23 protein-coding genes, 1 pseudogene and 2 riboswitches are annotated in these 24486 nt (G+C 66.6%); of the genes and pseudogenes, 16 read left to right on the forward strand and 8 right to left on the reverse strand.

Annotation, left to right across the window (positions count from 1 at the left end; all coding sequences use genetic code 11):
- Window positions 1-29 precede the first annotated feature (29 nt).
- The 5 genes from J7I89_RS04230 to J7I89_RS04250 all read left to right on the forward strand — a co-directional run bounded on the left by J7I89_RS04230 (window position 30) and on the right by J7I89_RS04250 (window position 5522).
- Window positions 30-668: a LytR C-terminal domain-containing protein gene (locus J7I89_RS04230; RefSeq protein ID WP_214967576.1), complete on the forward strand. Its 639-nt coding sequence runs from the start codon at window positions 30-32 to the stop codon at window positions 666-668.
- A 155-nt stretch (window positions 669-823) separates the two neighbouring features.
- Window positions 824-1027: a cold-shock protein gene (locus tag J7I89_RS04235; protein WP_214967578.1), complete on the forward strand. Its 204-nt coding sequence runs from the start codon at window positions 824-826 to the stop codon at window positions 1025-1027.
- 29 nt (window positions 1028-1056) lie between these two features.
- Window positions 1057-2364, forward strand: coding sequence for an ABC transporter substrate-binding protein (locus J7I89_RS04240; protein ID WP_374101995.1), 1308 nt, complete (start codon window positions 1057-1059; stop codon window positions 2362-2364).
- 289 nt (window positions 2365-2653) lie between these two features.
- Window positions 2654-4282 (forward strand): chaperonin GroEL, encoded by a 1629-nt coding sequence (gene groL, locus J7I89_RS04245; RefSeq protein WP_214967580.1) that lies wholly within the window; start codon window positions 2654-2656, stop codon window positions 4280-4282.
- Between the two features lie 175 nt (window positions 4283-4457).
- On the forward strand, window positions 4458-5522 hold the full coding sequence (locus J7I89_RS04250; protein ID WP_214967581.1) for a ribonuclease HI family protein: 1065 nt from the start codon (window positions 4458-4460) through the stop codon (window positions 5520-5522).
- Window positions 5523-5641: 119 nt separating this feature from the next.
- On the opposite strand, the gene J7I89_RS04255 is transcribed toward J7I89_RS04250, so the two are convergent.
- From J7I89_RS04255 to J7I89_RS04285, 7 genes are all read right to left on the reverse strand, one after another.
- Window positions 5642-6910, reverse strand: a complete 1269-nt coding sequence (locus tag J7I89_RS04255; protein ID WP_214967582.1) for an IS110 family transposase — start codon at window positions 6908-6910, stop codon at window positions 5642-5644.
- Window positions 6911-7150: 240 nt separating this feature from the next.
- Entirely contained in the window at window positions 7151-7438 is a 288-nt protein-coding gene (locus J7I89_RS04260) for a WXG100 family type VII secretion target (RefSeq protein ID WP_214967584.1), read from the reverse strand.
- A 102-nt stretch (window positions 7439-7540) separates the two neighbouring features.
- A complete protein-coding gene (locus J7I89_RS04265; protein ID WP_251044908.1) occupies window positions 7541-9109 on the reverse strand; it encodes a cell wall metabolism sensor histidine kinase WalK in 1569 nt (522 codons plus the stop codon).
- A 53-nt stretch (window positions 9110-9162) separates the two neighbouring features.
- Entirely contained in the window at window positions 9163-9876 is a 714-nt protein-coding gene (locus tag J7I89_RS04270) for a response regulator transcription factor (protein ID WP_214967586.1), read from the reverse strand.
- Between the two features lie 61 nt (window positions 9877-9937).
- Window positions 9938-11584, reverse strand: coding sequence for a DNA repair helicase XPB (locus tag J7I89_RS04275; RefSeq protein WP_214967588.1), 1647 nt, complete (start codon window positions 11582-11584; stop codon window positions 9938-9940).
- A 13-nt stretch (window positions 11585-11597) separates the two neighbouring features.
- Window positions 11598-14096, reverse strand: coding sequence for a helicase-associated domain-containing protein (locus J7I89_RS04280; RefSeq protein WP_214967589.1), 2499 nt, complete (start codon window positions 14094-14096; stop codon window positions 11598-11600).
- Between the two features lie 10 nt (window positions 14097-14106).
- The gene (locus J7I89_RS04285; RefSeq protein ID WP_214967591.1) at window positions 14107-14340 is read right to left on the reverse strand and encodes a hypothetical protein; all 234 of its coding nucleotides are present in this window, start codon (window positions 14338-14340) and stop codon (window positions 14107-14109) included.
- A gap of 181 nt (window positions 14341-14521) precedes the next feature.
- Here J7I89_RS04285 and J7I89_RS04290 point away from each other — a divergent pair, with 181 nt between their 5' ends.
- From J7I89_RS04290 to J7I89_RS04300, 3 genes and pseudogenes are all read left to right on the forward strand, one after another.
- Window positions 14522-14905 carry a cold-shock protein gene (locus J7I89_RS04290; protein ID WP_214967593.1) on the forward strand — a complete coding sequence of 128 codons (384 nt, stop codon included), beginning with the start codon at window positions 14522-14524 and terminating at the stop codon, window positions 14903-14905.
- Window positions 14906-14912: 7 nt separating this feature from the next.
- Window positions 14913-15473, forward strand: coding sequence for a DUF3027 domain-containing protein (locus tag J7I89_RS04295; RefSeq protein WP_214967595.1), 561 nt, complete (start codon window positions 14913-14915; stop codon window positions 15471-15473).
- A 49-nt stretch (window positions 15474-15522) separates the two neighbouring features.
- Window positions 15523-15914, forward strand: a pseudogene (locus J7I89_RS04300) (MFS transporter); the annotation flags it as partial.
- A 150-nt stretch (window positions 15915-16064) separates the two neighbouring features.
- Here the strand turns inward: J7I89_RS04300 and serC are convergent.
- A complete protein-coding gene (gene serC / locus J7I89_RS04305; protein WP_214967597.1) occupies window positions 16065-17195 on the reverse strand; it encodes a phosphoserine transaminase in 1131 nt (376 codons plus the stop codon).
- A 342-nt stretch (window positions 17196-17537) separates the two neighbouring features.
- Between serC and J7I89_RS04310 the strand changes: the two genes are divergently transcribed.
- From J7I89_RS04310 to J7I89_RS04340, 8 genes are all read left to right on the forward strand, one after another.
- A complete protein-coding gene (locus J7I89_RS04310; protein WP_214967598.1) occupies window positions 17538-18233 on the forward strand; it encodes a metal-dependent transcriptional regulator in 696 nt (231 codons plus the stop codon).
- 135 nt (window positions 18234-18368) lie between these two features.
- Window positions 18369-18613, forward strand: a riboswitch (cyclic di-AMP (ydaO/yuaA leader).
- Between the two features lie 11 nt (window positions 18614-18624).
- Entirely contained in the window at window positions 18625-19443 is an 819-nt protein-coding gene (locus tag J7I89_RS04315) for a M23 family metallopeptidase (RefSeq protein ID WP_214967725.1), read from the forward strand.
- A gap of 114 nt (window positions 19444-19557) precedes the next feature.
- A riboswitch (cyclic di-AMP (ydaO/yuaA leader) is annotated at window positions 19558-19751 on the forward strand.
- 52 nt (window positions 19752-19803) lie between these two features.
- Window positions 19804-20484 (forward strand): C40 family peptidase, encoded by a 681-nt coding sequence (locus J7I89_RS04320; RefSeq protein ID WP_214967600.1) that lies wholly within the window; start codon window positions 19804-19806, stop codon window positions 20482-20484.
- 99 nt (window positions 20485-20583) lie between these two features.
- Window positions 20584-21327, forward strand: a complete 744-nt coding sequence (locus J7I89_RS04325; protein ID WP_214967602.1) for an NlpC/P60 family protein — start codon at window positions 20584-20586, stop codon at window positions 21325-21327.
- A 223-nt stretch (window positions 21328-21550) separates the two neighbouring features.
- Entirely contained in the window at window positions 21551-22051 is a 501-nt protein-coding gene (locus J7I89_RS04330; protein WP_056627728.1) for an HNH endonuclease, read from the forward strand.
- Window positions 22052-22075: 24 nt separating this feature from the next.
- Complete coding sequence (locus tag J7I89_RS24985) at window positions 22076-22684, forward strand: NTP transferase domain-containing protein (protein ID WP_308159802.1); 609 nt, start codon at window positions 22076-22078, stop codon at window positions 22682-22684.
- Between the two features lie 46 nt (window positions 22685-22730).
- Complete coding sequence (locus J7I89_RS24990) at window positions 22731-23081, forward strand: DUF6457 domain-containing protein (protein WP_251044911.1); 351 nt, start codon at window positions 22731-22733, stop codon at window positions 23079-23081.
- Window positions 23078-24475 carry a molybdopterin molybdotransferase MoeA gene (locus J7I89_RS04340; RefSeq protein ID WP_214967604.1) on the forward strand — a complete coding sequence of 466 codons (1398 nt, stop codon included), beginning with the start codon at window positions 23078-23080 and terminating at the stop codon, window positions 24473-24475. The genes J7I89_RS24990 and J7I89_RS04340 overlap by 4 nt, the downstream gene beginning before the upstream one ends.
- Window positions 24476-24486: the final 11 nt, after the last annotated feature.

Here is a 24486-nt window from a genome sequence, read left to right on the forward strand (position 1 = left end):
AAATAATCCACCAAGGACGTCACTTCACCATGACCAACTATGCTCGGGACGAATTCGACAGGGTCCCTGAGGCCTCTGCCCGTCAGGGCGTACACCGTGCCGTTTCGGCGCCGGCCCGCGCCAGGCTCTGGCCGATCCTGGCCGTGGGAATCGGGTCGCTTGCCGTCGGCGTGTTCGCGTTTCTGCTCCTGCCGCAGCTCGGGTTCCAGGCCTCCGCCAGCCCGCTGTCTGCCATGACCTCGGAAGCGCCGCCCAGTTCGGCGCCCGGTTCACAGTCCAGCCCCTCGGCCACGCCGTCCGCCGGGGCGACGTCACCCTCCGCCTCCGCCTCCAGTACGCCTTCGGCCTCTGAGTCTGCCTCGGCAGGGGAGTCTGCAGTGCTGAATTCCTCCGCCGTGGACAAGTCGCAGCCGGTGTCCGTCTACAACGCCACGCTCACATCGGGCCTGGCCGGACGCGTGGGCGCCACGGTCGAGAAGGACGGCTGGGTATTGGGCGAGGTGTCCAACTGGCAGGGAGCGCCCCAGCAGGAGTCGGTGATTTTCTACTCCGGCGCCCATAAGGCCAACGCCGAGGCCCTCGGAGCACTCCTGAACATCACCAAGCTCGTGGAAACCGGGGGCCTGCAGGCCCCCGTTGCCGTGGTGCTGGGCCCTGAATTCCAGTGACCGTTTGGGTTACGCCTCAATAACTATTGCGCCCGTTTTAGCCGCCTGCCTGCGCCCGGACGGGCCCGTCGATAGAGTGATTCCAGACTTCAACGCGTAATTCACGGCACACACTGAAGTGGGCCTTACGGAAGCAACCTGAAAGTGTGGAGATCATGGCATTGGGAACCGTGAAGTGGTTCAACGCGGAAAAGGGCTACGGCTTTATTACGGTTGACGGCTCGGGCGACGACGTTTTTGTGCACTGGTCCGCCATCCAGGGCGACGGCTACCGCGCCCTCGAAGAGGGCCAGCGCGTGGAGCTGGAGGTCGGCGAAGGCGAAAAGGGCCCGCAGGCTGAAAACGTCCGGCCCGCCTAGTGACGCGCCGCGCCGCCCGCATTTCCCTGGTGACTGCCCGACGTCGGACCGGGACCTTGAAGTCCGCCCCCTCCGCCGTGTGGGGTGCCACAGCCTGGGGTGCTGCCGCCGTGCTGGCGCTCGGCGGCTGCTCCGGTAACGCGGGTAACGCGAGGACGGCCTCGGTCGAGGCCAGCGGTGACGGCACCCTGCGGATCGGCCTGATCCTTGACAACACCGGCCCCCAGGCGTTCTTGAACGCCGCCCAGTTGGCCGCGGCCAAACTGGCCGTCCAGGAAATCAATGCGGCCGGCGGGCACAAGGGCCGGCCTGTGGAGCTGCTGCCCCAAAACACCGACGCCGACACCGCCGCGCAGGCGAGGGAGCTCGTCAACGCCAAGGCCGACGTCGTGATCGGTCCCACCGATTCGAGCCGGGCTCCGGCCGCCATTGACGTGCTGTCCAAGGCCAAGGTCACTCTCATTTCGCCTGCGAATACCGCGGCCGAACTCAGCAAGTACAACAGCGGCGGATATTACTTCCGTACGGCCGCAGCTGACGTCGCCCAGGCAGCCGTCCTGGTGAAACTGGCCAGGGACGGCGGGGCCAAGAGCCTCGCCGTGGTTTACGAGGACAGCGGCTACGGCACGGAGGTGTCCGCGGCCGTGTCCGCATCCGCAAAGGGTGCCGGGCTGGCGCCGGTGACACTTTCCGCCTTCAAGCCGGGGGAGGCGCAGAAATCCGCGGCCGCCGCCCGGGACGCTGCCCCGGACGCCGTCGTCGTCATTGCCCGCGATGGTGCGCAGGGTGCCATAGCCGAGCTCACCAACGCCGGGATACCGGGAAACAAGCTCATTCTGGGCGACGGCGCCTTCCAACAGTACGGTTCCGGCCTCGGTTCCAAGGCGCTGGACGGCGCACGTGCGGTCGTCCCCGGGGTCTTCCCTTCCGCGCACCTGCAGGGTGAACTCGTGGCTGTGGACGCGGGCCTCAAGGACATGACATTTGCTCCGGAAACCTACGATGCCGTCAACCTTGCAGCTGTGGCGGCCGCCGTCGCGGATGACGACGCCGGCGCTTCGATCGCTGCCACGTTGATCTCGGTATCGGGCGGCTCGGGCGGCTCGGGCCAAACGGCCGCCCAGCCCGACGGGAAGCCTTCCGTCTGCAAGACGTACAAGGACTGCCTCCCTGCCATCAAGGCGGGAACCGCTGTGGACTACGACGGCGAATCAGGCCCGGTCCGGTTCGATGCGAACGGCGATGTCACCGCAGCGAACTACATGGTGTTCACCTACGGCGCGGACAACAACGCCAAACTGACCGGCAGCGAGGCAGCCGGCCGGTCCGCCGGCTGATCGCTGGGAGCGAAGCGGCCGCCGCCGTTACCCGGTTTTCGGCGGCATCTGCTTGCACTCTCCCCGGTGGAGTGCTAATTATTGATTAGCACTCCTACGTATCGACTGCTAAAGCACCGCCCGGTTCAGGCCGTCAGCGGTGTTAGTCGCATACGAGGAGCGGAAGAAACACCTGGTTGGGGTGAGATCCGGACTGCCGGCATACAGAGGCCTGCAGGAAGGATTGTCCGTCGCGGGCACCGCAGCGAGGTTCATTCTTAACGACTGTCCCGAAAGGACCACTGCCGTTATGGCCAAGATCATTGCATTTGATGAAGAGGCACGCCGCGGCCTTGAGCGGGGCCTGAACATCCTCGCCGACGCCGTTAAGGTCACCCTCGGCCCGCGTGGACGCAACGTCGTCCTCGAAAAGAAGTGGGGCGCCCCCACGATCACCAACGACGGTGTTTCCATCGCCAAGGAGATCGAGCTGGACGATCCTTACGAGAAGATCGGCGCCGAGCTGGTCAAGGAAGTTGCCAAGAAGACGGATGACGTCGCTGGCGACGGCACCACCACGGCTACCGTGCTGGCACAGGCCCTGGTCAAGGAAGGCCTGCGCAACGTCGCAGCCGGCGCTGACCCGCTGTCCCTGAAGCGCGGCATCGAGAAGGCAGTTGAAGCGGTAACCCGCGAACTGCTGGACTCCGCCAAGGAAATCGAAACCAAGGAAGAGATCGCCGCCACGGCCTCGATCTCCGCCGGCGACAACGAAATCGGTGCCCTCATTGCCGAGGCCCTGGACAAGGTCGGCAAGGAAGGTGTCATCACCGTCGAGGAGTCCAACACCTTTGGCCTGGAGCTCGAGCTCACCGAAGGCATGCGCTTCGACAAGGGTTACATCTCCGCGTACTTCGTCACGGACACCGAGCGCCAGGAAACGGTCCTTGAGGACCCGTACATCCTGATCGTCAACTCCAAGATCTCCAACGTCAAGGAACTGGTTGCAGTCCTCGAAAAGGTCATGCAGTCCAGCAAGCCGCTGCTGATCATTGCCGAAGACATCGAGGGCGAGGCCCTGGCCACCCTGATCGTCAACAAGATCCGCGGCACCTTCAAGTCCGTCGCCGTCAAGGCTCCGGGCTTCGGTGACCGCCGCAAGGCACAGCTCGCCGACATCGCCATCCTCACCGGTGGCCAGGTCATCTCCGAGGAAGTCGGCCTCAAGCTTGAGACCGCCGGACTCGAACTCCTGGGCCACGCCCGCAAGGTCGTTGTGACCAAGGACGAGACCACCATCGTCGAGGGTGCAGGTGACGCTGACCAGATTGCCGGCCGCGTTTCCCAGATCCGCGCCGAAATCGAGAACTCCGATTCGGATTACGACCGCGAGAAGCTGCAGGAGCGCCTGGCCAAGCTGGCCGGCGGCGTTGCAGTCATCAAGGCCGGTGCCGCAACCGAAGTTGAGCTCAAGGAACGCAAGCACCGCATTGAGGACGCTGTCCGCAACGCGAAGGCTGCCGTTGAGGAAGGCATCGTCGCAGGTGGTGGCGTTGCCCTGATCCAGGCCGGCGCCAAGGCGTTCGCCAACCTGCAGCTCGAAGGCGACGAGGCAACGGGCGCGAACATCGTCCGGGTTGCCATCGACGCTCCGCTGAAGCAGATCGCTTACAACGCCGGCCTCGAGCCGGGCGTCGTTGTGGACAAGGTCCGCGGACTGCCTGCCGGCCACGGCCTGAACGCTGCAACCGGACAGTACGTTGATCTGATGGCTGCAGGCATCAACGACCCCGTCAAGGTAACGCGCTCTGCCCTGCAGAACGCCGCTTCCATCGCGGGCCTGTTCCTCACCACCGAGGCCGTAGTGGCCGACAAGCCGGAGAAGAACGCTCCGGCCATGGGCGGCGGCGACGAGATGGGCGGCATGGGCGGTTTCTAACCCCCGGCCTTCCGGCTAGCGAACCACGCTTAAAGATCGGCGGCGGTCCCACCTTCGGGTGGGTCCGCCGCCGGTCTTTAACCGCGCTGGTCTTTAAGGGCACGGGTCTTTGAGGGCGAAGGTCTTCTGCAGGCGCAGGGACGGTAGTGACGGCGGTGTCTGGCAGGATGGATTCGTGACGATTACAGCAGCGGCCGACGGTTCGGCCTTAGGAAATCCCGGTCCGGCCGGATGGGCCTGGTACGTGAACGACGATTGCTGGCGCGCCGGAGGGTGGCCGCACGGCACGAACAACCAGGGTGAGCTGATGGCTGTGCTGGATCTCTTCCGCGCCACCGCCCACATTCCGCAGGAGGACCTCCGGATTCTCTGCGACAGCCAGTACGTGATCAATTCAGTGACCAAATGGATGCCCGGCTGGAAGCGCAAAGGGTGGCGGAAGGCCGACGGCAAGCCAGTCCTCAACGTTGACATCCTCAAGGAAATTGACCGGGAACTGGCGGGCCGGAAATACACCTTTGAGTGGGTCAGGGGCCATGCGGGCCATGACCTGAACGAAGCGGCCGACGAACGCGCCCGGGCCGTGGCCCAGGCCTACCAGCAGGGCGTGGCGGCCCGGTCGGGGCCCGGCTTCCGCGGGGCTGCCGCCGGCGTCCAGGAACCGGAAGCCCGGGAAGCCGCGGCTGTGGGTGATTCCTTATCCCTCGCCGAACCCGACGGAGCGGACGAGCTGGACCTCTTCGGCGGCCTGGACAGCTCCGGACTGAACGGCGCCGGAGTGGGCAGCAACGGGTCTGGCAGCAGCGTGCGGGCAAGCAACGGACCGGTCGCCCTCAGCGAGCCGGACCTGTTCAGCGAACTGGACCCGGACGTTTTTTCGGCGACCCGGGGCCGCGGCCCCAGCGCGGAAGAAACCGTGGAAGCGCTCGAGCGCGAGCTCCTCCGCCCGGACGTGCGCAGCGACATCGGGCGCACCGCCGTGCTGCTGCATCCGGACTTCGTGGAAATCGGTAGCGCCGGAAGGATCTGGACCCGCGACGCGATGATGATGTCCCTGGAGGAAAGCCCGGGAGGCCCGACCGACCTCGACGTGCTGGGTGCCGACCGCATCGGCTCGAACACAATTCTGCTGACCTACCGCAGCTACTCACGCTCCGGCACAGCCCTCCGGAGCTCCCTGTGGGTCTTGGACGGCGGACAATGGCGCCTCCGCTTCCATCAAAGCACGCCGGAGGCCTGACACGGGCCTGCGGCCTCCCGGGGTGCTAGTCCGAAAATGAGGTGCGGTGCCTGTGGTTGGCATGGGTGGGGGTATCCCGGGGCAAAGTAGAGCCGCCGGTGGGTCGTGAAGATCGGTACTCAGGCGGCAGTGGTCAGGGTGACGGTGTAGCCGAGGGCTTCGAGTTGGCGGACGTGGTTGAGTTTGCTGGTGTCGGGGTTGGTGTGGCGGCTGAAGTGATCGGCGCCGAGGTCATGGAATCGTGCGTCCGGATCCTGCAGCAGGTGCCAGACGATGACGAGAATGGAACGTCCGATGGCGACGATGGCGCGTTTCTTGCCCCGCCGCCGGGCGATCCGTCGGTAGCGTTCGCCCAGGAAGGTATCGGTTCTTCCGGCGTTGACGGCGGCCTCGCCCAGGACCCGGGCAAGATAACGGTTGCCGTGCCCGGTCGAGCCGTTTCCCTTGGTCTTCCCGGCGGAGGAGCTGATGCCCGGGGAGAACTTCGCCCAGGAACACAGATGCCCCGCGGTCGGGAACCGTGACATGTCGACCCCGATTTCGGCGATGATGATGGCGGCGGCGACGGGGCCGATGCCCGGGATCTCATCCAGGCGTTCCGCCGCCGACGCGAAAGGGGCCAGTTGCGCCTCGATCTGTTCATCAACTGCGGCGATATCGGCGTCGATCCCGTCGATCCTGGCCAGCATCCGTGCCAGCAGGAATCGGTGATGGTCATCAAAACGGCCCGTGAAGGCTTCCTCGAGTTGGGTGATCTTCCTGCGCATGCTTGACCGTGCCAGCTGGGCGAGTACCATCGGATTCTGTTCGCCGGCTACCAGTGCCGCCATCATCTCCCGTCCGGAGACCCCGAAGATGTCGGAGGCGACGACGGAGAGCTTGATGCAGGCGTCCTCGAGGAGTTTTTCGACCCGGTTCTTCTCTGCTGTCCGTGTCCCGACCAGATCAATCCGGTAGCGGGTCAGGTCCCGGAGCCGGCGGATGGGGGCCGGCGGGACGAAGCTGGGACGGAGCATCTGACGTTCGGCGACCTTGCACAACCATACGGAATCGAGCACGTCTGTCTTCGGCCTCCCGGGCAGATGCCTGACGTCACGCGCATTGACCAGCCACGGCTCCAGCCCATGGGCCTCGAGGACGTAAAACACCGGCTTCCAATAGTCCGAGGTCGCTTCCATCACCACCCGCTCGACGCGCAGGTCGACGAGACGGTTGGCCAGCTCCGCCAACGAACGGCTCATCGTCGAATGCGTGGACACCTCCTGCAACCGCTTCTTCGGGTTCCTCTCCGCGGGGACCCGGACACAACACACCAGTTCGGCTTTGCCGATATCCAGGGCCGCGACCCTGGCAATGATCTGTTCCTCATCCTGGGATTCGGCCAGCATGGCCTACTCATCTCCTCACCCGACGCACCCGCTGACAGATAAGCGGCCGCCCGTGGGGGTCACCGGGAAAAATCGGAATCTAGTCCTCGTTCTCGGCAAACGAAACAGTGAAGGGCCCACAGCGTGATCCCCCGCGCCCGGCTAGCTGACGGCCTGAATGAACCATAGAACCACGGCGTCGGCAGGCGACCACACGGACATTTTCAGCCCGGAACGGGCGCCCCGCAAGGGACACAAAGGCTAGCTGAAGCGCTGGGCGTTGCCCTGTTCAGCCTGGGCGTACGCGGCTGCAGCGGAGGACAGCGCGAGGTTGATGGAGGCCAGCGACGCCTCCACCTTGCCCTGCGTCAGCGTCCATTCGGTGACGAGCGCCTGGAAGTTGGTGGCGGCCGAGCCGCGCCAGGTGCCCTGGAGTTCGTCCAGGCCATGCTTCATGGCCTGGACGTCGGCGCTGATGCGGTCAACGGTTGCCTTCACGTTGGCTGACTTCACCTGGAGGAGTTCGGTATCGACGGAAATGATGCTCATGGCTGTGGCCTCTCTCGACATTGTGCGTGACTGCAACGTGCGGGACTGCGACGTGGTCCGCTGTGTCGAGCCTATGAAGCCAGCCGGGGCCGGCGCGACAGGTCAGCTCCTGTATGTGGATAACCCCGCCTGGCTGCCGTTGCCGCCCCGGCCACCATCAGTCCGGCCACCGTCAGTCCCGCCGTCATCAGTCCTGCCGTCATCAGGGCTGCCGCTGGCGCCGTCCCCGGCGCCGTCGTCGGGTTTCCTGTCCAGGCGCTGGCTTCCGGAGCCGGCGCGGTGCTCTTCCCGGGCGTCATTCCTGGCGGGCAGGCTGACGATCAGCGTTGCGCCGCCGCCCGCTGTGGTGTCCACGCGGACGGATCCGCCGTGCGAGCCCACGATGGCCGCCACGATGGCCAGGCCCAGCCCGCTGCCGCCCGTATCCCTGGTGCGCGACGTGTCGGCCCGGTAGAAGCGCTCGAAGACTTTAGGCGCTTCGCTGTCCGGAATTCCGGGGCCGTGGTCCCGGACTTCGAGGACCGCCTGCAGGGAATCGTCCTTGCCCGACCGCATGCCCACGGCGAGTTCGATCGGCGTGCCCTCCGGCGTGTACCGCAAGGCGTTGCCCACGAGGTTGCCCACCACCTGGCGGAGCTTCGCTTCGTCGCCGAGCACGGGCGCGGGCTGCGCGCGGCCTCCGTTGAGGCCCGTCAGGGCGATCACGCGGGTTGGGTCGCTGGCCTGGGTATCCACCACGGCGTCGTGGGCGAGCAGTTGAAGGTCGACCGGCTTTTGCTGGAGCGGCCGCTGCTCATCGAGCCGTGCCAGCAGGAGCAGGTCCTCCACCATGGAGCCCATGCGCTTGGCTTCGCTCTCGATGCGGCCCATTGCGTTGGCAATCTCCTCAGGGGACTCCAGTGCGCCGTGCCGGTAGAGCTCTGAATAGCCCCTGATGGTCACGAGCGGAGTGCGCAGTTCGTGCGAAGCGTCCGCGGCGAACCGACGCATGCGGTCCTCGGAGGCCATGCGTGCCGCGAAGGCAGCCTCGATGTGGGCGAGCATGGCGTTCAGCGACCGTCCGAGGCGGCCCACCTCCGTGTCCGGATTCTCCACTGCCACGCGCCGCGACAGGTCACCGGCCGCAATGGCGGCCGCCGTCTTCTCTACCCGGGCCAGCGGGCGGAAGGATCTGGTCACTGTCCAGGAGGCGATAAAGAAGGCGAGGATCAGCGTCAGGAGTCCAACACCCACCACCACCAACGTGGCGTGGCCCAGAACTTGATCCACCGTCGAGAGCGGCAGGCCGATGACCACCACAGCCCGCTGCTGGTTGCTGTCTACGATGCTGACAGCAACCACCCGCCAGTTTTCGTTGTCTGTCCCGCGGACCTGGTAGGGCTGGAAACCACGCTGGCGGGCCTCATCCACGGTGATGGAATCGATGTCCGGGCGCGGGTCCCTGGTGTCGCTTAGAACCCGCCCTGCGGCTCCCGGGTAGTAGACCACCACCGAGTAGTCGGTGGGGACGCTTGTGTTGGGCGTGGCTATTTGGCTAAATGACCGCTCCTGCTCGGCGGATTCGACGGCGGCTTTAAGTTTGTCGTCCACCTGGCCTTCGAGGTAGCTCCGCAGCAGGGTCAGCGTGCCCGCCCCCGTCACGGCCAGGGCCACGAGCATGAGTGCCATCATGATCGCCACCAGTTGCGACCGGAGTGTGGCGGACTTCCAACGTTCCAGCAAGGTCAGCGCTTTTCTGCTGTCCGCAGCACGTAGCCGACGCCGCGTTTGGTCTGGATCAGGGCCGGGGCGTCGGGATCGATGTCCACTTTGCGCCGCAGGTAGGAGATGTAGGACTCCACGATCGAGGCATCACCGTTGAAGTCGTACTCCCAGACGTGGTCCAGGATCTGCGCCTTGGAGAGGACACGGTTCGGGTTGAGCATCAGGTACCTCAGGAGCTTGAACTCGGTGGGCGACAGCTCAATGACCGTTCCGCCGCGGCGCACCTCGTGGGCGTCGTCGTCGAGCTCGAGGTCGTCGACGCGGATGACTGCCTCGTCGTCGTCCAGCATCGGCTGGGTGCGGCGCAGCACCGCGCGGATGCGTGCCACCACTTCGTCGAGGCTGAACGGTTTGGTGACGTAGTCGTCGCCGCCCACGGTCAGTCCGGTGACCTTGTCTTCGGTGTCGTCCTTGGCGGTGAGGAACAGGACCGGGAAGTGCTTGCCTGAGGCGCGAAGCCGCCGCGTGACGGTGAAGCCGTCCATGTCCGGAAGCATGACGTCCAGCACGGCGAGGTCCGGAGTGTGGGCTTCCGCGGCCGCAAGGGCCTCGCGCCCGTTGCCGGCCGACACGACCTCGAACCCGGCGAAGCGCAGCGATGTGGACAGAAGCTCGCGGATGTTGGGCTCGTCATCGACCACGAGGAGCTTGGCTTCGGCACCGTTCTTTTTCATATCTCCCATGATGCTCCCAGAATCTGGGAGTTTTCTGGATGAAAGTTGTGTGTTGCTTGGGCTAGCCTGCTTTGTCCACGTCCTTGGCGTCCATGATCCGGTACGCGTAGCCCTGCTCTGCCAGGAACCGCTGCCGCTTGGCAGCGAAATCCTGGTCCAGGGTGTCCCGGGCAACCAGCGAGTAGAAGCGTGCCGCGCGGCCGTCCTGCTTGGGGCGCAGCAGCCGGCCCAGCCGCTGGGCTTCCTCCTGCCGCGACCCGAAGGAGCCCGAAACCTGGATCGCCACGGATGCTTCCGGGAGATCAATGGAGAAGTTGGCCACCTTGGACACGACGAGGGTCTGGACTTCACCGGCCCGGAAGGCGTCAAAGAGCTTTTGGCGTTCCTTCACCGAGGTTTCACCCTTGATGACCGGGGCGTCCAGACGCTCGCCCAGCTCATCGAGCTGGTCGATGTACTGCCCGATCACCAGCACCTGCTCGCCGCGGTGCCGTTCCACCAGATGCTCCGCGACCAGGGTCTTGGTCTCGGACGTGGCGCAGAGCCGGTACTTGTCGGCGTCGTCGGCCATGGCGTAGGCAACGCGCTCGTCCCGCGGAAGGTCCACCCGCACCTCCACGCAGTCCGCGGGCGCGATGTAGCCCTGGGCCTCGATGTCCTTCCACGGTGCGTCGTACCGCTTGCGCCCGATCAGGCTGAACACCTCGCCCTCCCTGCCGTCCTCGCGCACCAGCGTGGCCGTGAGGCCCAGCCGGCGTCGGGCCTGGAGGTCTGCGGTCATCCGGAAGATCGGTGCCGGGAGCAGGTGGACCTCGTCGTAGATGATCAGGCCCCAGTCGTTGCCGTCCACGAGCTCAAGGTGCGGGTACAGGCCGCCGCGCTTCGTCGTGAGGACCTGGTACGTGGCTATCGTCACCGGCCGGACTTCCTTGACGGCACCGGAGTATTCCCCAATTTCGGCCTCGGTCAGCGAAGTCCGCTTGAGCAGTTCATCCTTCCACTGCCTCGCCGCGACGGTGTTGGTCACGAGGATCAGCGTGGTGGTGGAGCTCGTGGCCATTGCCGCGGCGCCCACCAGGGTCTTACCGGCGCCGCAGGGCAGCACCACCACGCCGCTGCCGCCCGCCCAGAAGTTCTCGGTGGCCAGCCGCTGGTAGGGCCGCAGCTGCCAGCCTGACTCGTTGAGCATGATGGGGTGGGGCGTGCCGTCGACATATCCGGCCAGATCCTCTGCCGGCCAGCCGATCTTCAGGAGCAGCTGCTTGAGCTGACCGCGCTGGGAGGAGTGGACCACCACGGTCTCGCCGTCGATGCGCGGACCCAGCAGCGGCTGGATTTTCTTGGCCCTGATGACCTCTTCAAGCACGGGGTAGTCATTGGTGCGCATGACCAGCCCGTGCTGCGGATCCTTCTCCAGCCTGAGCCGCCCGTAGCGGGACATGGTTTCCTCGATGTCGATCAGCAACGAATGCGGGACCGGGAAACGGGAGTACTTGAGCAGGGTGTCGAGCACTTTCTCGGCATCCAGGCCGGCCGCCCTGGCATTCCAGAGCCCCAGCGGCGTCAGCCGGTAGCTGTGCATGTGTTCCGGCGCGCGCTCCAGCTCGGCGAAGGCAGCGATGGCATGCCGGGCTTCGGTGGCCTGTTCGTGGTCGACTTCCAAGAGGATGGTCTTGTCGCTCTGGACAATCAGCGGGCCGTCATTCACGCTGCCAAAACCTTCACGGATGCGATTCCTCTGCTGCTTCGATGTCGATGATCCGGTGGATGGAGAGCACCCTTTCGGTGTCCTTGGCGGGGTCGAAGACCCTGACACGTCCGCCGGTTACGGAGACCGGAACAACGGTTTCCAGCTTCGCATTCCCGAGGCTGTCCACCACGTTCATGGTGACCCGCTGTTTGAGCCGGATGGCCCTCCGAAGCGTCTCAAGCCCCAGCTGCGTGGCTTCTTCGGCGCCGCCGGCAAAGGACGGATGCGCCCCGTTGGGGCCCGTTCCGGCCGCTGCGGCGTGGCTGCGGAGCACGGCGAGCTGGGCGTCCACGTCAGCGTCCGGCGGGGCCGTGCGGGGTGCGGTGTACACCGGGCGGGCGTTCCCTGGAAGCGGCGCGGTGCGGTTAAGGCGGACGACGGCGGAACCGGGTTCCTCGACGGCGGGCGAAAGTCCCAGCCCGCGCAGCACCAAGGCAGTCTGCCGCGGGGATGCGGTGGAAATCAGGACGGTGGGGGCGATCCGGACCAGGCCCAGCGACGACGCGGCTGCCTCACCGGCCAGTTCACCGAGGGCCGCCTCGTCGTCGCTCTGGATGAAGCTCGTCGCCGCGCCGACGCGCAGCTTGCCGTGCCGGGCGGCGGTGTCCTCCACGAGATACTGCAGCGGCTGCGGAACCGCGGTGGCTGAGTGCTGGCGGAGGAAACCGAGGATGGCGGCGGCGTCCTGCCCCGAGTCCAGCGCCCGCCGGATGGACGCCGCCGAGAACCGGTAGATGGTGGCCGGGCCCTGCCCTTCCGCGTCCGCCATCCGCAGCAGCCGTTCGCTCAGCTCCGGAGCCAGGTAGCCCGGCGCAACCGCGGTGAGGTCCGCCTGCAGGAGCACGTGGTTGAGTGCCGCAGGCAGGTGTTCGCCCAGGATGTCCATGGCGTCCTGGGGTGCCTCGGCGGCAATCGCTGCGCCCAGTTGGCTGAGCGCGCCGGAACCGATCAGCCCGAGCATTTCCGCCTCTGCGAGGACCCCCCGGATCAGTGAGCTGAACCGGCGTGCCATGCGCGGCTGCGACCACTCGGCGCGCTGCAGCACGGCTTCGGCGTTGAGGACCGGGGCCGTCCCGTCGGGCGCTTCCGCCTCAAGGGTCAGCTCCTGCAGGATTTCCAGGATCCTCTTGCGGATGATGGGCGCATCGGATCGCTGGGCCTCTGCGGACAACGCATTGACCGTGGTGCCGGCGGCGGCCCGGTGGCTGGGAGGCCCCGAGGGCTGGCCGTTGATGGGCTGTCCTACCAGTGACGGGGCGCGCTCGCTGGCCAGCCAGGCGTTGACCAGCCACAGCCACTGTTCCTGCCGCGGCAGGCCCAGCCACTCCAGCTGGGGCGGCTGCACCCAGCAGGAGCTGTCCACATCCAGCCGGACCAGACCGGAAAGTGCGCAGAACTCCAGCAGCACCGCGGCCACCTGCGGGTCCACCCGCAGGGAATCGGCAAGCCGCCGCATTTCGCGGATGCCCACCCCGCCGCTCCGCAGGGTGGCCAGCGGTTGCTGGCGAACGGCGTAGAGAAGTTCGCCCGTGAGCCGAAGGGTCTCGGCGATGGCGCCGAGGGCGGCGTTGCGGCGAAGTCCGGCGGTGGTGGTGCCGAGAGTCGGCGCCGGGGGAGTCTGGGAGAAGTTGTCGATGACGGCGCCGCCCCGGAGCGACATGCCGACACTGTGCGGCAGCTCCACGTGCGCGGCGTCCAAGGGCACCAGAAGGCCGCGTGCCAATAGCCAGTCCACAGGGCCGACGTCGGACCCCTCGGCGGTCACGGACGCTTTCCGTTGCGCCTGGGGGACGGCACCCATGGCCCAGTTGCTGAATCTGGCGAGCAGCGCCGTCGTGCGCTCCGGAGCTGTGGCGAGAATTGCCCGCAGGGCCTCGGGGGAGGATGTCCAGTGCTGCAGCGCCAGGGCTGCCTCCATGGGGGTGGTGGCTGCCTGGATGTCGGCGCCGCTTCGGTGCAGTTCGCCGACGAGTTGGACCACGCGCTGGGCGAAGGCCGGCTGCAGCCGCACCAGTTCGGTATAGCTGCGGCCCAGCCCGGCCGGATATATTCCGACGACGTCCTTGAGGCTGCCCACGGGGAGGTAGTACCGCTGCCTGTGCGCCGCCGGCCCTGCGCTGTGCGGCGGCTCGGCCCGGTGCACCAGCGCCAGCTCCTGCAGCGACAGCAGAATCCTTTCAACGGCTGCCACGGTTGAACCGGCGATCACTTTCTTAAGGACGGTGGCCGATGCGCTGTGGCCGGTGTCCGTATTCGTGCACAGGTGGAGGGTCTCGAGGACCTGCATCTGGGGCCGGTTCAGCCGTTCCAGGGCACGCTGCACGCTCACCCGTGCGCTGGCGCGGGCAGCCAGTGCGGCAAAGTCGGGAACACCGGGCGACATCAGGTCCGGCCGCGCAGCGAACAGGGCCCGCAGCGACTCATCGCTGCGTGCCTCCAGTTCCTTGCTCAGCGCACGAATGAGGGACATCAGTCCAACGTTACCGCCCGCCGGGGTTTCCCGCCCGGCGGCGGGCTGCGACGCCGTCGATTATCAGGATGAGCATCAGAAGGAAAGCAGCCGGAAGCCCGTAGAGAGCCGTGGAGGTGATCCACTGCGGCGCGGCCTGGCCGCCGAAGGCCGTGGCCATCACCGTTCCGACGGCCACGAGGGAAAGCACGGCGAGGACCGCTGCGGCGATCATCAGCGGACGCCGGAAACGCGTGGGTATCATGCCGTAACGCTAACAGTCCGGCCGCGGCCGCGCCGCAAAGCAGGATAACGGGGCCAATCAGGATAACCTTGAGTAACAGACCAACATGGACCAGGCCGTCATGCCCTGAACCCGCACATCAGTGTGGATGCGGTGATGGCCGGACATGTCTCAGAACGTCAGAACGAAGAAGGTTGATTACGTGCCTACCGGCAAGGTCAAGTGGTATGACAAGGACAAGGGTTTCGGATTCCTCGCAGGCGAGGACGGGCAGGAAGTGTTCCTCCCCAAGTCTGCCCTCCCCGAGGGCATCACGGAACTGAAGGCCGGCACCCGCGTCGAGTTCGGCGTCGCAGACGGCCGTAAGGGCGCCCAGGCCCTGGGCCTGCGCGTCCTCGATAAGACGCCGTCCATCGCCAAGGCAAAGCGTCCCAGCGCCAAGGACCTCGCTCCGCTGGTCCAGGACCTCGTGACGGTCCTGGACAACCTGTCGGGAACCCTGTCGGCGGGCAAATACCCGGAGGGCAACAAGGGCAAGGCCATCGCCACCGCCCTGCGTAAGGTTGCCGACGAGCTGGACGCTTAGGCCCCTGATGAACCCGGAACCTGAACAGGCCGAAGCCAAGGCGGAGTCCAAAGCGCCCAAACGGCGCGCCGGCGTCCCTGTGTGGCGCACGGGCAAACCGGACGCCGTGCTGGCTGCGGCCGTGGACGTCGCCAGGGCCGCCGTCGAAGGCATTGCGAAGGCGTCCGAAATCGGCGAGCACCTGGCTGCCCGCACCGAGGGCGACCGCGTGGTGACGCACCTCTTTGAATCGCGGCTGCCCGGTTATGGCGGCTGGCAGTGGTACGCCGTCCTGACCCGCAACTCGCGGTCCAAGGTGATCACCGTGAACGAACTCGGCCTGCTCCCCTCCGAGGACTCAATCCTCGCGCCGGAGTGGGTGCCGTGGGCCGAGCGGGTCCGCCCCGAGGACGCCCGCGAGGAGGACGCGCCTGAGGACGGCGCTCCCGAGGAGAACGCTGCCGAGGAAAGCGCTGCCGCGGCTGGCGGCGGGACTTCCGCGGCGGCCGGCGAGGCCGCTGACGAAGCGGTCCAGGATGAGGCGGCCGCCGACCCTGACAGCCTCCCGGAGACTCACTGGCGGGGCTGATCGCACCGTTGGGATCATCCGGGATTGAGTTCTCCGAAGGCCGGCCATGATGTCCAGCTTCAGATCCCTGCATATCCTCAACTACCGCATCTGGTTCATCGGCGCGCTCATCTCCAACATCGGGACGTGGGTGCAGCGGACCGCGCAGGACTGGCTCGTCTTTGACCACCTGACCGCGCACGACGCCGGCGCCATGGGCGTCACCACGGCGCTCCAGCTGGGACCCTTGCCCGGATGATCGGACCGGCCGTGGCTGGCGTCCTCACGGTCGCGGTGGGGCCGGGGTGGGTGTTCCTGATCAACACCGTCACGTTCCTGGCGCTGCTGGCCAGCCTGTGGAAAATCCCGACGGCGTCACTCAGGCCGCTGCCCAGGGCGGCGGCGGCCAAAGGCCGCATCAGGGAAGGCCTGCGCTATGTGCGGGTCCGGGTGAACCGTCAGCCGCGGGCCTGCCCCGGTTGCGGCTCGTCTCGATGGCCGGAGCGGACCCCCAGGCCGGAACGGCAAACGGCGCCGGCCGGGACGCAAGCCCGGACGACGCCGTCGAACGCTGACGCCCAAAGGCGCCACCGCTTATCTGAGGGAATGGGGCTACTTCTTCAGCTCGCCCACCACGTAGTCGATGCATTCGAGCAGGGCGGAGACATCCGAAGGCTCGATCGCCACGAAGGTGGCAATGCGCAGCTGGTTGCGTCCCAGCTTCCGGTACGGTTCCGTGTCCACGATGCCGTTTGCGCGGAGCACCTTGGCGATGGCCGCAGCATCGATGGAGTCATCGAAATCGATGGTGGCGATGACGTTGGAGCGTTCCGCGGCGTTGGCCACGAACGGCGTGGCGAACTCGGAGGCTTCGGCCCACTTGTAGATGCGGCCCGCAGAATCGGCGGTGCGGCCGGCTGCGAAGTCGAGGCCGCCGTTGGAATTGAGCCACTGCACCTGGGCATCCAGCGTGACCAGCGTTGCCAGGGCCGGCGTGTTGTACGTCTGGTTCAGCTTGGAGTTGTCGATGGCGGTCTGCAGGTCCAGGAAGTCCGGAATCCAGCGGCCGCTGGCCTTGATCCGGGCGGCACGCTCCAGTGCGGCGGGGGAGAACAGGCCAAGCCACAGGCCGCCGTCGGAGGCGAAGTTCTTCTGCGGCGCGAAGTAGTAGACGTCCGTCTCGGCAACGTCGACGTCCAGCCCGCCGGCAGCGGACGTGGCGTCCACGAGCACCAGGGAGCCGGCGTCGGCGCCGTTCACGCGCTGCACGGGAGCGGCAACGCCGGTGGAGGTCTCGTTCTGCGGCCAGGCGTAGACGTCCACCCCGGCCTCGGCCCGCGGAGCCGGGCATGTTCCCGGCTCGGACTTGATGATGGAGGATTCCGCCAGGAACGGGGCCTTATTGGTGGCTGCGGCGAACTTGGAGCCGAACTCGCCGAAGGACAGGTGCTGCGCCTTCTGCTCCACCAGGCCAAAGCTGGCCACATCCCAGAACGCGGTCGATCCGCCCACACCGAGGACCACTTCGTAGCCTTCGGGAGCCCGGAAGAAAGTGCTGAGGCCCTCACGGACGGAACCGACCAGGTTCTTGACCGGCGCCTGGCGGTGCGACGTTCCCAGGAGTGTTGTGGCGGCTGCGGACAGTGCCTCGATTTGCTCGGGCCTGACCTTGGAGGGTCCGGCGCCGAACCGTCCGTCCTTGGGCAGGAGGTTTGCTGGGATACTGATGCTGGTGTCGCTCACAGTGGCTCCAATTGTCGGCATGGACATGCGGTTCGGCGGGGTCAATGGATGACCGGCGGGCAGGCGCGGCTGCCCGGGAAGGCCCCCTTTATTCTGCCTGAGACCCGGAAATCCCGGGAAACGCACCCGTCACAGTCCAGTCATTGAGACGGGTCCGGGCACATCCGGGAATTATCCGGAGTAATTCAAAATAGGCTAAGCTTTGAGTGGACGTGCGGGCGCGAATGCCGGTGTTGTTCCGCCGTCGAATCGCGACCGCGGGCAGGTTGCCGGAGCCCGGTACGGTGGGCCCGCGGTACGGTGGGACGGACACAAAGTACTGTGCTCGAGGAGCTGAGCTGAATGACGGATCTGATCGACACCACGGAGATGTATCTTCGGACCATTTTGGAGCTTGAAGAAGAGAACATCGTGGCGCTCCGGGCACGAATCGCCGAACGGCTTCGCCACTCCGGGCCCACGGTGTCCCAGACCATCGGCAGAATGGAACGCGACGGGCTGGTGGTTGTTTCCGGCGACCGTCACCTCGAACTGACCGAAGCCGGCCGGAAGCGCGCCACCGAAGTCATGCGCAAGCACCGCCTTGCCGAGCGGCTCCTCGCCGATGTCATCGGCCTGGACTGGGCGTACGTCCACGACGAAGCCTGCCGCTGGGAGCACGTCATGAGCGAACGGGTGGAGCGCAGGATATTCGAACTGCTCAACCATCCGACGGAGTCGCCCTACGGCAATCCGATTCCCGGGCTGGCGGCGCTCGGCGGACAGCCGTCGCATGCCTTCTCGGACGGGGTTCTGAACCTCCTCGACGCAATGGCCGGCTACGGGCCGGACTCCCGCGTGACCGTCAGCAGGCTGGCGGAACCGATCCAGGTTGAGCCTGAACTGCTGGTCCAGCTGGACGAAGGCGGAATCCGTCCCGGGGCCTCGGTGTCGCTCGAGCGCGTGGGGGAGTACATCTCCGTGCGCGTCCCCGGGTTCGAAGGCGCGCTGGAGCTGCCACCCGAAGTGGCCGCCCACGTCTTCGTTCGCGTAAGCTAAAGCCGCAGAGTACGCAGGTTGTCTGACATCAGGTGGCAGGATGCCCTACGACTTTTGCACAGGCAAGATAACGGAATTATTACTGCGCAGCTTAATCACCTATAGTTAAAAAGCAGCGCCGATACTAAAGCGTTACCTGATCTGGAGCCGAACTCTGCCAGCGGATCAGTAGCACGAGTCACCTAATGGCAGAGGCGGGGGAACCACAAGCGGCTGTTGAAAAACAGCCTTGGGGTGAAGTCCGCAGCAGCAAGCCACTTTCCGCAGAAGGAATCTCCCGGGATACTCCTGTGCCGAAAAGCTTGTCACGGCGGACCGGGTCGAAGATCTCTCTGACCCGAATCCGACAGCTAACTTCGCAGGCTATCCAGAGAGGAAACAGTTCTTGACCATGCAGCATGCCCGGGGCCGCCGCCGCGCGACAGGTCCCGCTACGGAGCCGCGCCTCCCCGAAGCCTTCTCCGCGGACCGCCCCAGGGATGCGCAGCGCGAAGCCCGGCGGCGCCGCGGCCCGTTCCGCCAAGTCACGGACTTTGCCGCAGCCAGCGGAGTCGGCCAGAAAGCCGGAGTCGCCCTCGCGGCCACTGGTCTTCTGCTGACCGTTACCGTTCCTGCCACCAGCCCCGTCATGGCCACTGGGGAGCAGGGCTCAACGTCCGCTTCCCTTGCCTCGCCCGCCCAGCCGGAAGTCTCCGCTGAAGCTGCCGCCCAGGTGGATTTCAGCCGCACTTCCGTATCCACCCAGGGTGATCCCGACGGCAAACTCAAGCAGCTCCTGAGTGCTCAGTCCGCGGGCAGCATTTCCCGGGAGGCGTCAACCGGCAGCCTCGGCTCGCCTCTCGAAACCCTGATCAAGTCCTCGCCCTTTGGCTACCGTGTGAGCCCCATTACGGGCGGCGTGGGTGAGTTCCACCGCGGCCAGGACTTTGCGGCCGAGTGCGGCACGTCTGTGTTTGCAGCCGCCAGCGGCACGGTGACCTTCGCCGGCTGGCACCCCTACGGCGGCGGCAACCGCGTTGTCATCGACCACGGCAACGGCCTGGAGACCACCTACAACCACCTGTCGTCATCCAGCGTCCAGGTCGGCCAGAAGGTCAACAGGGGCGATGTGGTGGCCCTCAGCGGGACCACCGGCGCCTCCACCGGCTGCCACCTCCACTTCGAGGTGATGGTCAACGGCGACGTCGTTGACCCCACCGGCTGGCTCTAAGCCAAGCCGATGGAGTGCTCTCTCATTCTTGTGACACGCCGTGACCTGAATGTGACATTCACTCCCAACTGCTGTACCGTCTAAAGCGCGTCAACTTTTCCGAAGTTGACGCTCTTGAGTGGATTGCCTAACTCTGCCACCGCTCAAGGTCCGTTCGCATTACATCGTCTGGCAGGGGCGGGGGAACCAATTTTGGTCTTCGCAAGAAGACCTTGGGGTTAAGTCGCAAAGCTTCCCAGGAAGCCGAGCGGCCGGGTGACTCCCATCCGAATCCGACAGCTCACCTCGTAGGCATTGGGAGAGGCTACCTTCGTGTCTTCACGCCACAATCTTGCGCGCCACCGTGCGCAAACGGTTCGTATGAACCCGTTGGACTCCGTGTCCAAGGCAGTAAGCGTCAACGCCGGCACAGTAGGTCGCCAGGCAGCTGTTATCGCAGCTGCTTCAGGGCTCATCCTGAGCATTGGCATGCCGGCTAACGCCGCCGACGCCAATATCGGTGTCTCCGCCTCCGCGGAGTCCGGTTCACAGGCTGCACAGCTTGCTGTGACCGCCGCGCCCACCGCAACTGTCTCCTTCGAGCGTCCCGCCGTCACCACCGAGGCCGCCCCCGTCACCGAAACCCTCGCCGCGCAGTCCAGCGACGAGAGCGCGGCTGAAGGGTCCATCACCGCGAAGGCTGACAAGTTGACCGACGCCGCGAAGTCCGCTGCGGCTTCGGGGCTGGCAGGCATCGCCTACACCGGAATCGGCAGCCCGTACGTCTGGGGCGGCACCACTCCCAGCGGTTGGGACTGCTCCGGCTTCACCCAGTGGGTCTACGCGCAGGCCGGCATCAGCATTCCCCGCGTCAATGCGTGGAACGCCATGACGCCCACCTCAACGCCCGCCCCCGGCGACCTGGTCATGCAGAACGGCGGCGCCCACGTGGGCATCTACGTCGGCAACGGCATGATGATCAGCGCGCTGAACCCCTCGCAGGGCACAATCCTGCACGCAGTGTCCGCCACGGGCACTTCTTCGTTTTACACCCTTCGCTAAGAACCCCATTCGAGACGATCCGGCATACCCCCAAGATGCCGGCGCGTCGCTAAACCACGGCCTGCTACCGCGGACCGTGGAACACGAAAGAGAGAAACCATGACTACACGTGCGACCATTGCACGCCACCGCGCCGAGGTCACCAAGACCAACTCGCTGGCCGTCATTGCCAAGGCTGTCGGCGACAACGCCGGTGGAGTAGGCCGCCAGGCTGCAGTTATCGCTGCCGCTTCCGGACTTGTTCTGACCAGCGGCATCGCCGCCAACGCCGCTGAGACCAACGTTCAGCGCGAATCGGTGCCTGCCTCCGCCCTGGAAGTTCAGTCCGCTGCGCCGGCAACCATTTCCGCCGCCTCCAGCATCGCCATCTCCTACGAGAAGCCTGCTGTTTCCACCACGCCGGCTCCCGTCGTCGAGGCTCCCAAGCCCGTCGTCCAGGTTCAGGAAGCTGCTCCGGCAGTAGAAGCCAACGCCGCCGTCACGGCCTCCGCGCCGAAGACCTCTGCCGCCAGCGGCAAGGGCGCCTCGATCGCCGCCGCTGCCTACGCGCAGCTGGGTGTTGCGCAGGACTGCACCGCGCTGGCAACCAACGCCCTCGCCGCCGTGGGCATCAACTACCACGGCTGGCCGGCAGGCTACCTGTCCCTCGGCCGGACGGTCAGCGCCGCTGAGGCCCAGCCGGGCGACCTCGCCTACTACGAAAACGGCGGCATGGGCATGGCCCACATCGCGGTTTACGTCGGCAACGGCCAGGCTGTGCACGGTGGCTGGAACGGCGGAACCACAGCACTGTTCAGCGTCAACGTCGGCTCCGGCCCGGTCTTCATCCGCGTCGGCGGCTAAGGCTAAAAGCCCAACGCTTAGAAGGGACCCCTGCCACTGCGGCAGGGGTCCTTTTGCGTTCCCTCTGCGAATTCCGGTCCGACACGGGACGGCCGTCCGCACCCCCGATTCGCTCATCTGCCCCGTGAGTGTTTACTCTTGTGGTGTCGATCCATAGCCCGGACAAGCAGAGGGCAGCCGGCCCTCGCGCCTCTGCCGGGTGCGGCCGTGAAGAGGTATGTGCATGCGCACTCTCGTTCTGAATGCTGGATATGAACCGCTGGCGGTAGTCACCTTCCGCCGGGCGCTGGTCCTTGTGCTCACCGGAAAAGCAAGCGTGGTGGCCGAAGGCGACGATCCTGTCGTCGGGCCGCAGGACATCATGGGCCGTCCGTCCGTGATTCTCCTCAACCGCTACATCCGGCCGCGGTACAACATGATCACCGCCGTGAGCCGCCGCGGCGTCCTCCGCCGGGACGGTCACCGGTGCGCCTACTGCGGCAAGGCAGCACACACCATAGACCATGTCCAGCCGAAGTCCAGGGGCGGTGCCGACTCCTGGGAGAACCTCGTCGCGGCCTGCCTCCGCTGTAACAACGTCAAGGGTGACCACACCCCCGGCGAGATGGGCTGGAAGCTCCGGTTCGTGCCAGCGCCCCCCGTGGGCACAATCTGGCAGATCAAGGAACTGGAGAAGCCCACGCCGGCGTGGGATCCCTTCCTGCTTCCGGAGACTGCCGCCTGACCTGCGCCGCATTACGCTGGGTACGTGGACTTTGACGCAATAGTGCTGGCCGGCGGCCGTTCCTCCCGCTTGGGCGGCACGCCCAAGTCCGGCTTGATATACGACGGCGCCACGCTCCTCGAGCGGTCGGTAGCGGCCGCCGGGGGCGCGCGGCGCATCGTGGTCGTGGGCCCGGAACCGGCCGGCCTCCCGGCCGGCGTGCTGAGCTGCCGTGAGGAACCGCCGTTCGCCGGACCGGCGGCGGCCATCGCCGCAGGACTGGCCGGCCTCCGGCGGGCCCGGGCCGCAGGCGAGGGCGATGCTGTGATGGTCCTGGTCCTGGCTTGTGACATGCCGCGGGCGGCCGACGCTGTCCGTGCGCTCCGGGAGGCGGCCGCTGCCGCAGGCTCCGGCAGCGTCATGGCCTCATCCCCGGACGGACGGCTGCAGCCGCTGGCCGGGTTTTACCGCACAGCTGCGCTACAACGCGCCGTCGACGACGCCGAGGCCGGCGGTACGCTGATGCATGGGTCAGTTTTCGCTCTCCTTGCTAGGCTTGACGTGCAGGCTGTCACCGTCCCTGCCGGCTCCACCGATGACGTGGATACCTGGGACGATGCCGCCGCACTAGGAGTGGCCGCGCGGGAGCAATGATTCGCATCCGCAGGGCCGCGGCAGCAGTCGAGTTTTGGAGGCAGGCATGAAAAGCCAGGACGAAACCCTTGAAGAGTGGTGCCGGCTTCTGCTGCGGGCTTTTGAGCTCGAGGATGTGGAGGTGGACATCAACGAGGTACTGTCCCTCGCCGGGGTTGCTGCGCACTCGGTGGTACGGCCGGCCGCTCCGCTGACCACTTTCATTGCCGGGTTTGCCGCCGGCCTTGCTTCCGGTTCGGGCCAGGCCTCTGATTCCTCGTCGATGAAGGCCGCCATGGACGTGGCCCGCTCCCTGTCCCAGTCGTACGCGGCCGACGAGCCGCAGGGCACCGCTGTTCCGTCCGCCGCGGACGGGACAGCCGGCGTTCCGGCTCCCAGCGGGACACCGGGGGAATGACCGCCCCTTCCGATCCCCCTTCCGCCGACGCCGCTCCGGAGGCTGACGCGCCCGCCAGGCACCTGGCACACACTTGGGAAGAGGCCCGGCAGGCAGCCTTTGACTGTGCGTCGCCCATCCCTCCCGGCCCCGTTCCGCTGCATGATGCGTTGGGACGGACATTGGCTGCCGACATCACCGCACTGCAGGACATGCCCCACTATGCGTCCTCCGCGATGGACGGATGGGCCGTCAACGGCGCAGGGCCCTGGATCCTGGCCGACCCCGGGCAGCGGCTGGCGCCGCACCAGGCGAGCGTCATTGTGACGGGTGGACTTATACCGCCGGGCGCCAAAGCCGTGCTCCGCAGCGAAAGCGGCGTCATGTCCACGGACGAAGAGGGCCTGCCCGTGCTGGCCCTGGGCGGCACGGCACGGCCCGGCGAACCCCGGAATGGCCAGCATATCCGCAATGCCGGCGAAGAGGCCACCGCCGGTGAAGTGCTGGTGAAGGCCGGCGCAACGCTGAATCCCGCCCAGCTGGCCCTGGCTGCCCTCGCCGGCTACGACGACGTTGAGGTCCTCGGCAAGCCGGTGGTGAAGCTTGTTCTGACTGGCGCTGAGGTGGTGGACCACGGCCTGCCGGTCCCGGGACAGGTGCGGGACACCTTCGGCCCGCAGCTGGCGTCGGTGGTGGAAATGCTGGGCGGGCTCTGCACCGAACAGCTCCGGATCGGGGACAGCTACGGCGAATGGCTTGCAGCGCTCGAGGACGCCGGTGACGCCATCCCCGGTGACGCCGCGGCATCCGCCCTTCCACCCGACGTCGTGATCACCACCGGGGGCACCGGACGGTCCGGAACCGACCATTTCAGGCGTGCTGTTGCGGAACTCGGCGGACGGCTGGTGATCGACGGGGTGGCCATGCGGCCGGGACACCCGGCCGTCCTTGCCGAGCTGCCGGACGGTCGTTTTGTGCTGGGGCTGCCGGGGAACCCGCTGGCGGCCATGATGGCGCTGTCCACCGTGGGCGCGCCGCTACTGGCCGCACTGGGCCACGGGGCCATGCCGCCCGTGCGGGACGTCCCCTGCGGAACCATGATCGACCCCGACCCCGGCAGGGCACGCCTCATGCCGTTCCGGCTCCTCTACGGCATGGCCTCGCCCGCCCAGCACACGGGCCCGGGCATGATGCGGGGCCTGGCGTCTGCCGACGGCGTCATGGTGGTCCCGCCGCACGGTGTGCAGCTGGGCGAAATGGTCCCTGCCTTCGCCCTGCCGTGGGGGCCGGACATCCCCGAACCCAAGAAAACAGAATCCAAGCCGAAGGCGCCGGCCCGGAAAGCGGGAAGCAGGTCGGCCGGCAAACCGGCAGCGCAGGACGGCCCCGTGGACTGGAGCGCGCTGCTGGACTGAGCCGGGGAACG

Origin of the sequence: Arthrobacter sp. ISL-5, assembly GCF_018613835.1 — a bacterium.
In the GTDB taxonomy this organism is placed as follows: domain Bacteria; phylum Actinomycetota; class Actinomycetes; order Actinomycetales; family Micrococcaceae; genus Arthrobacter.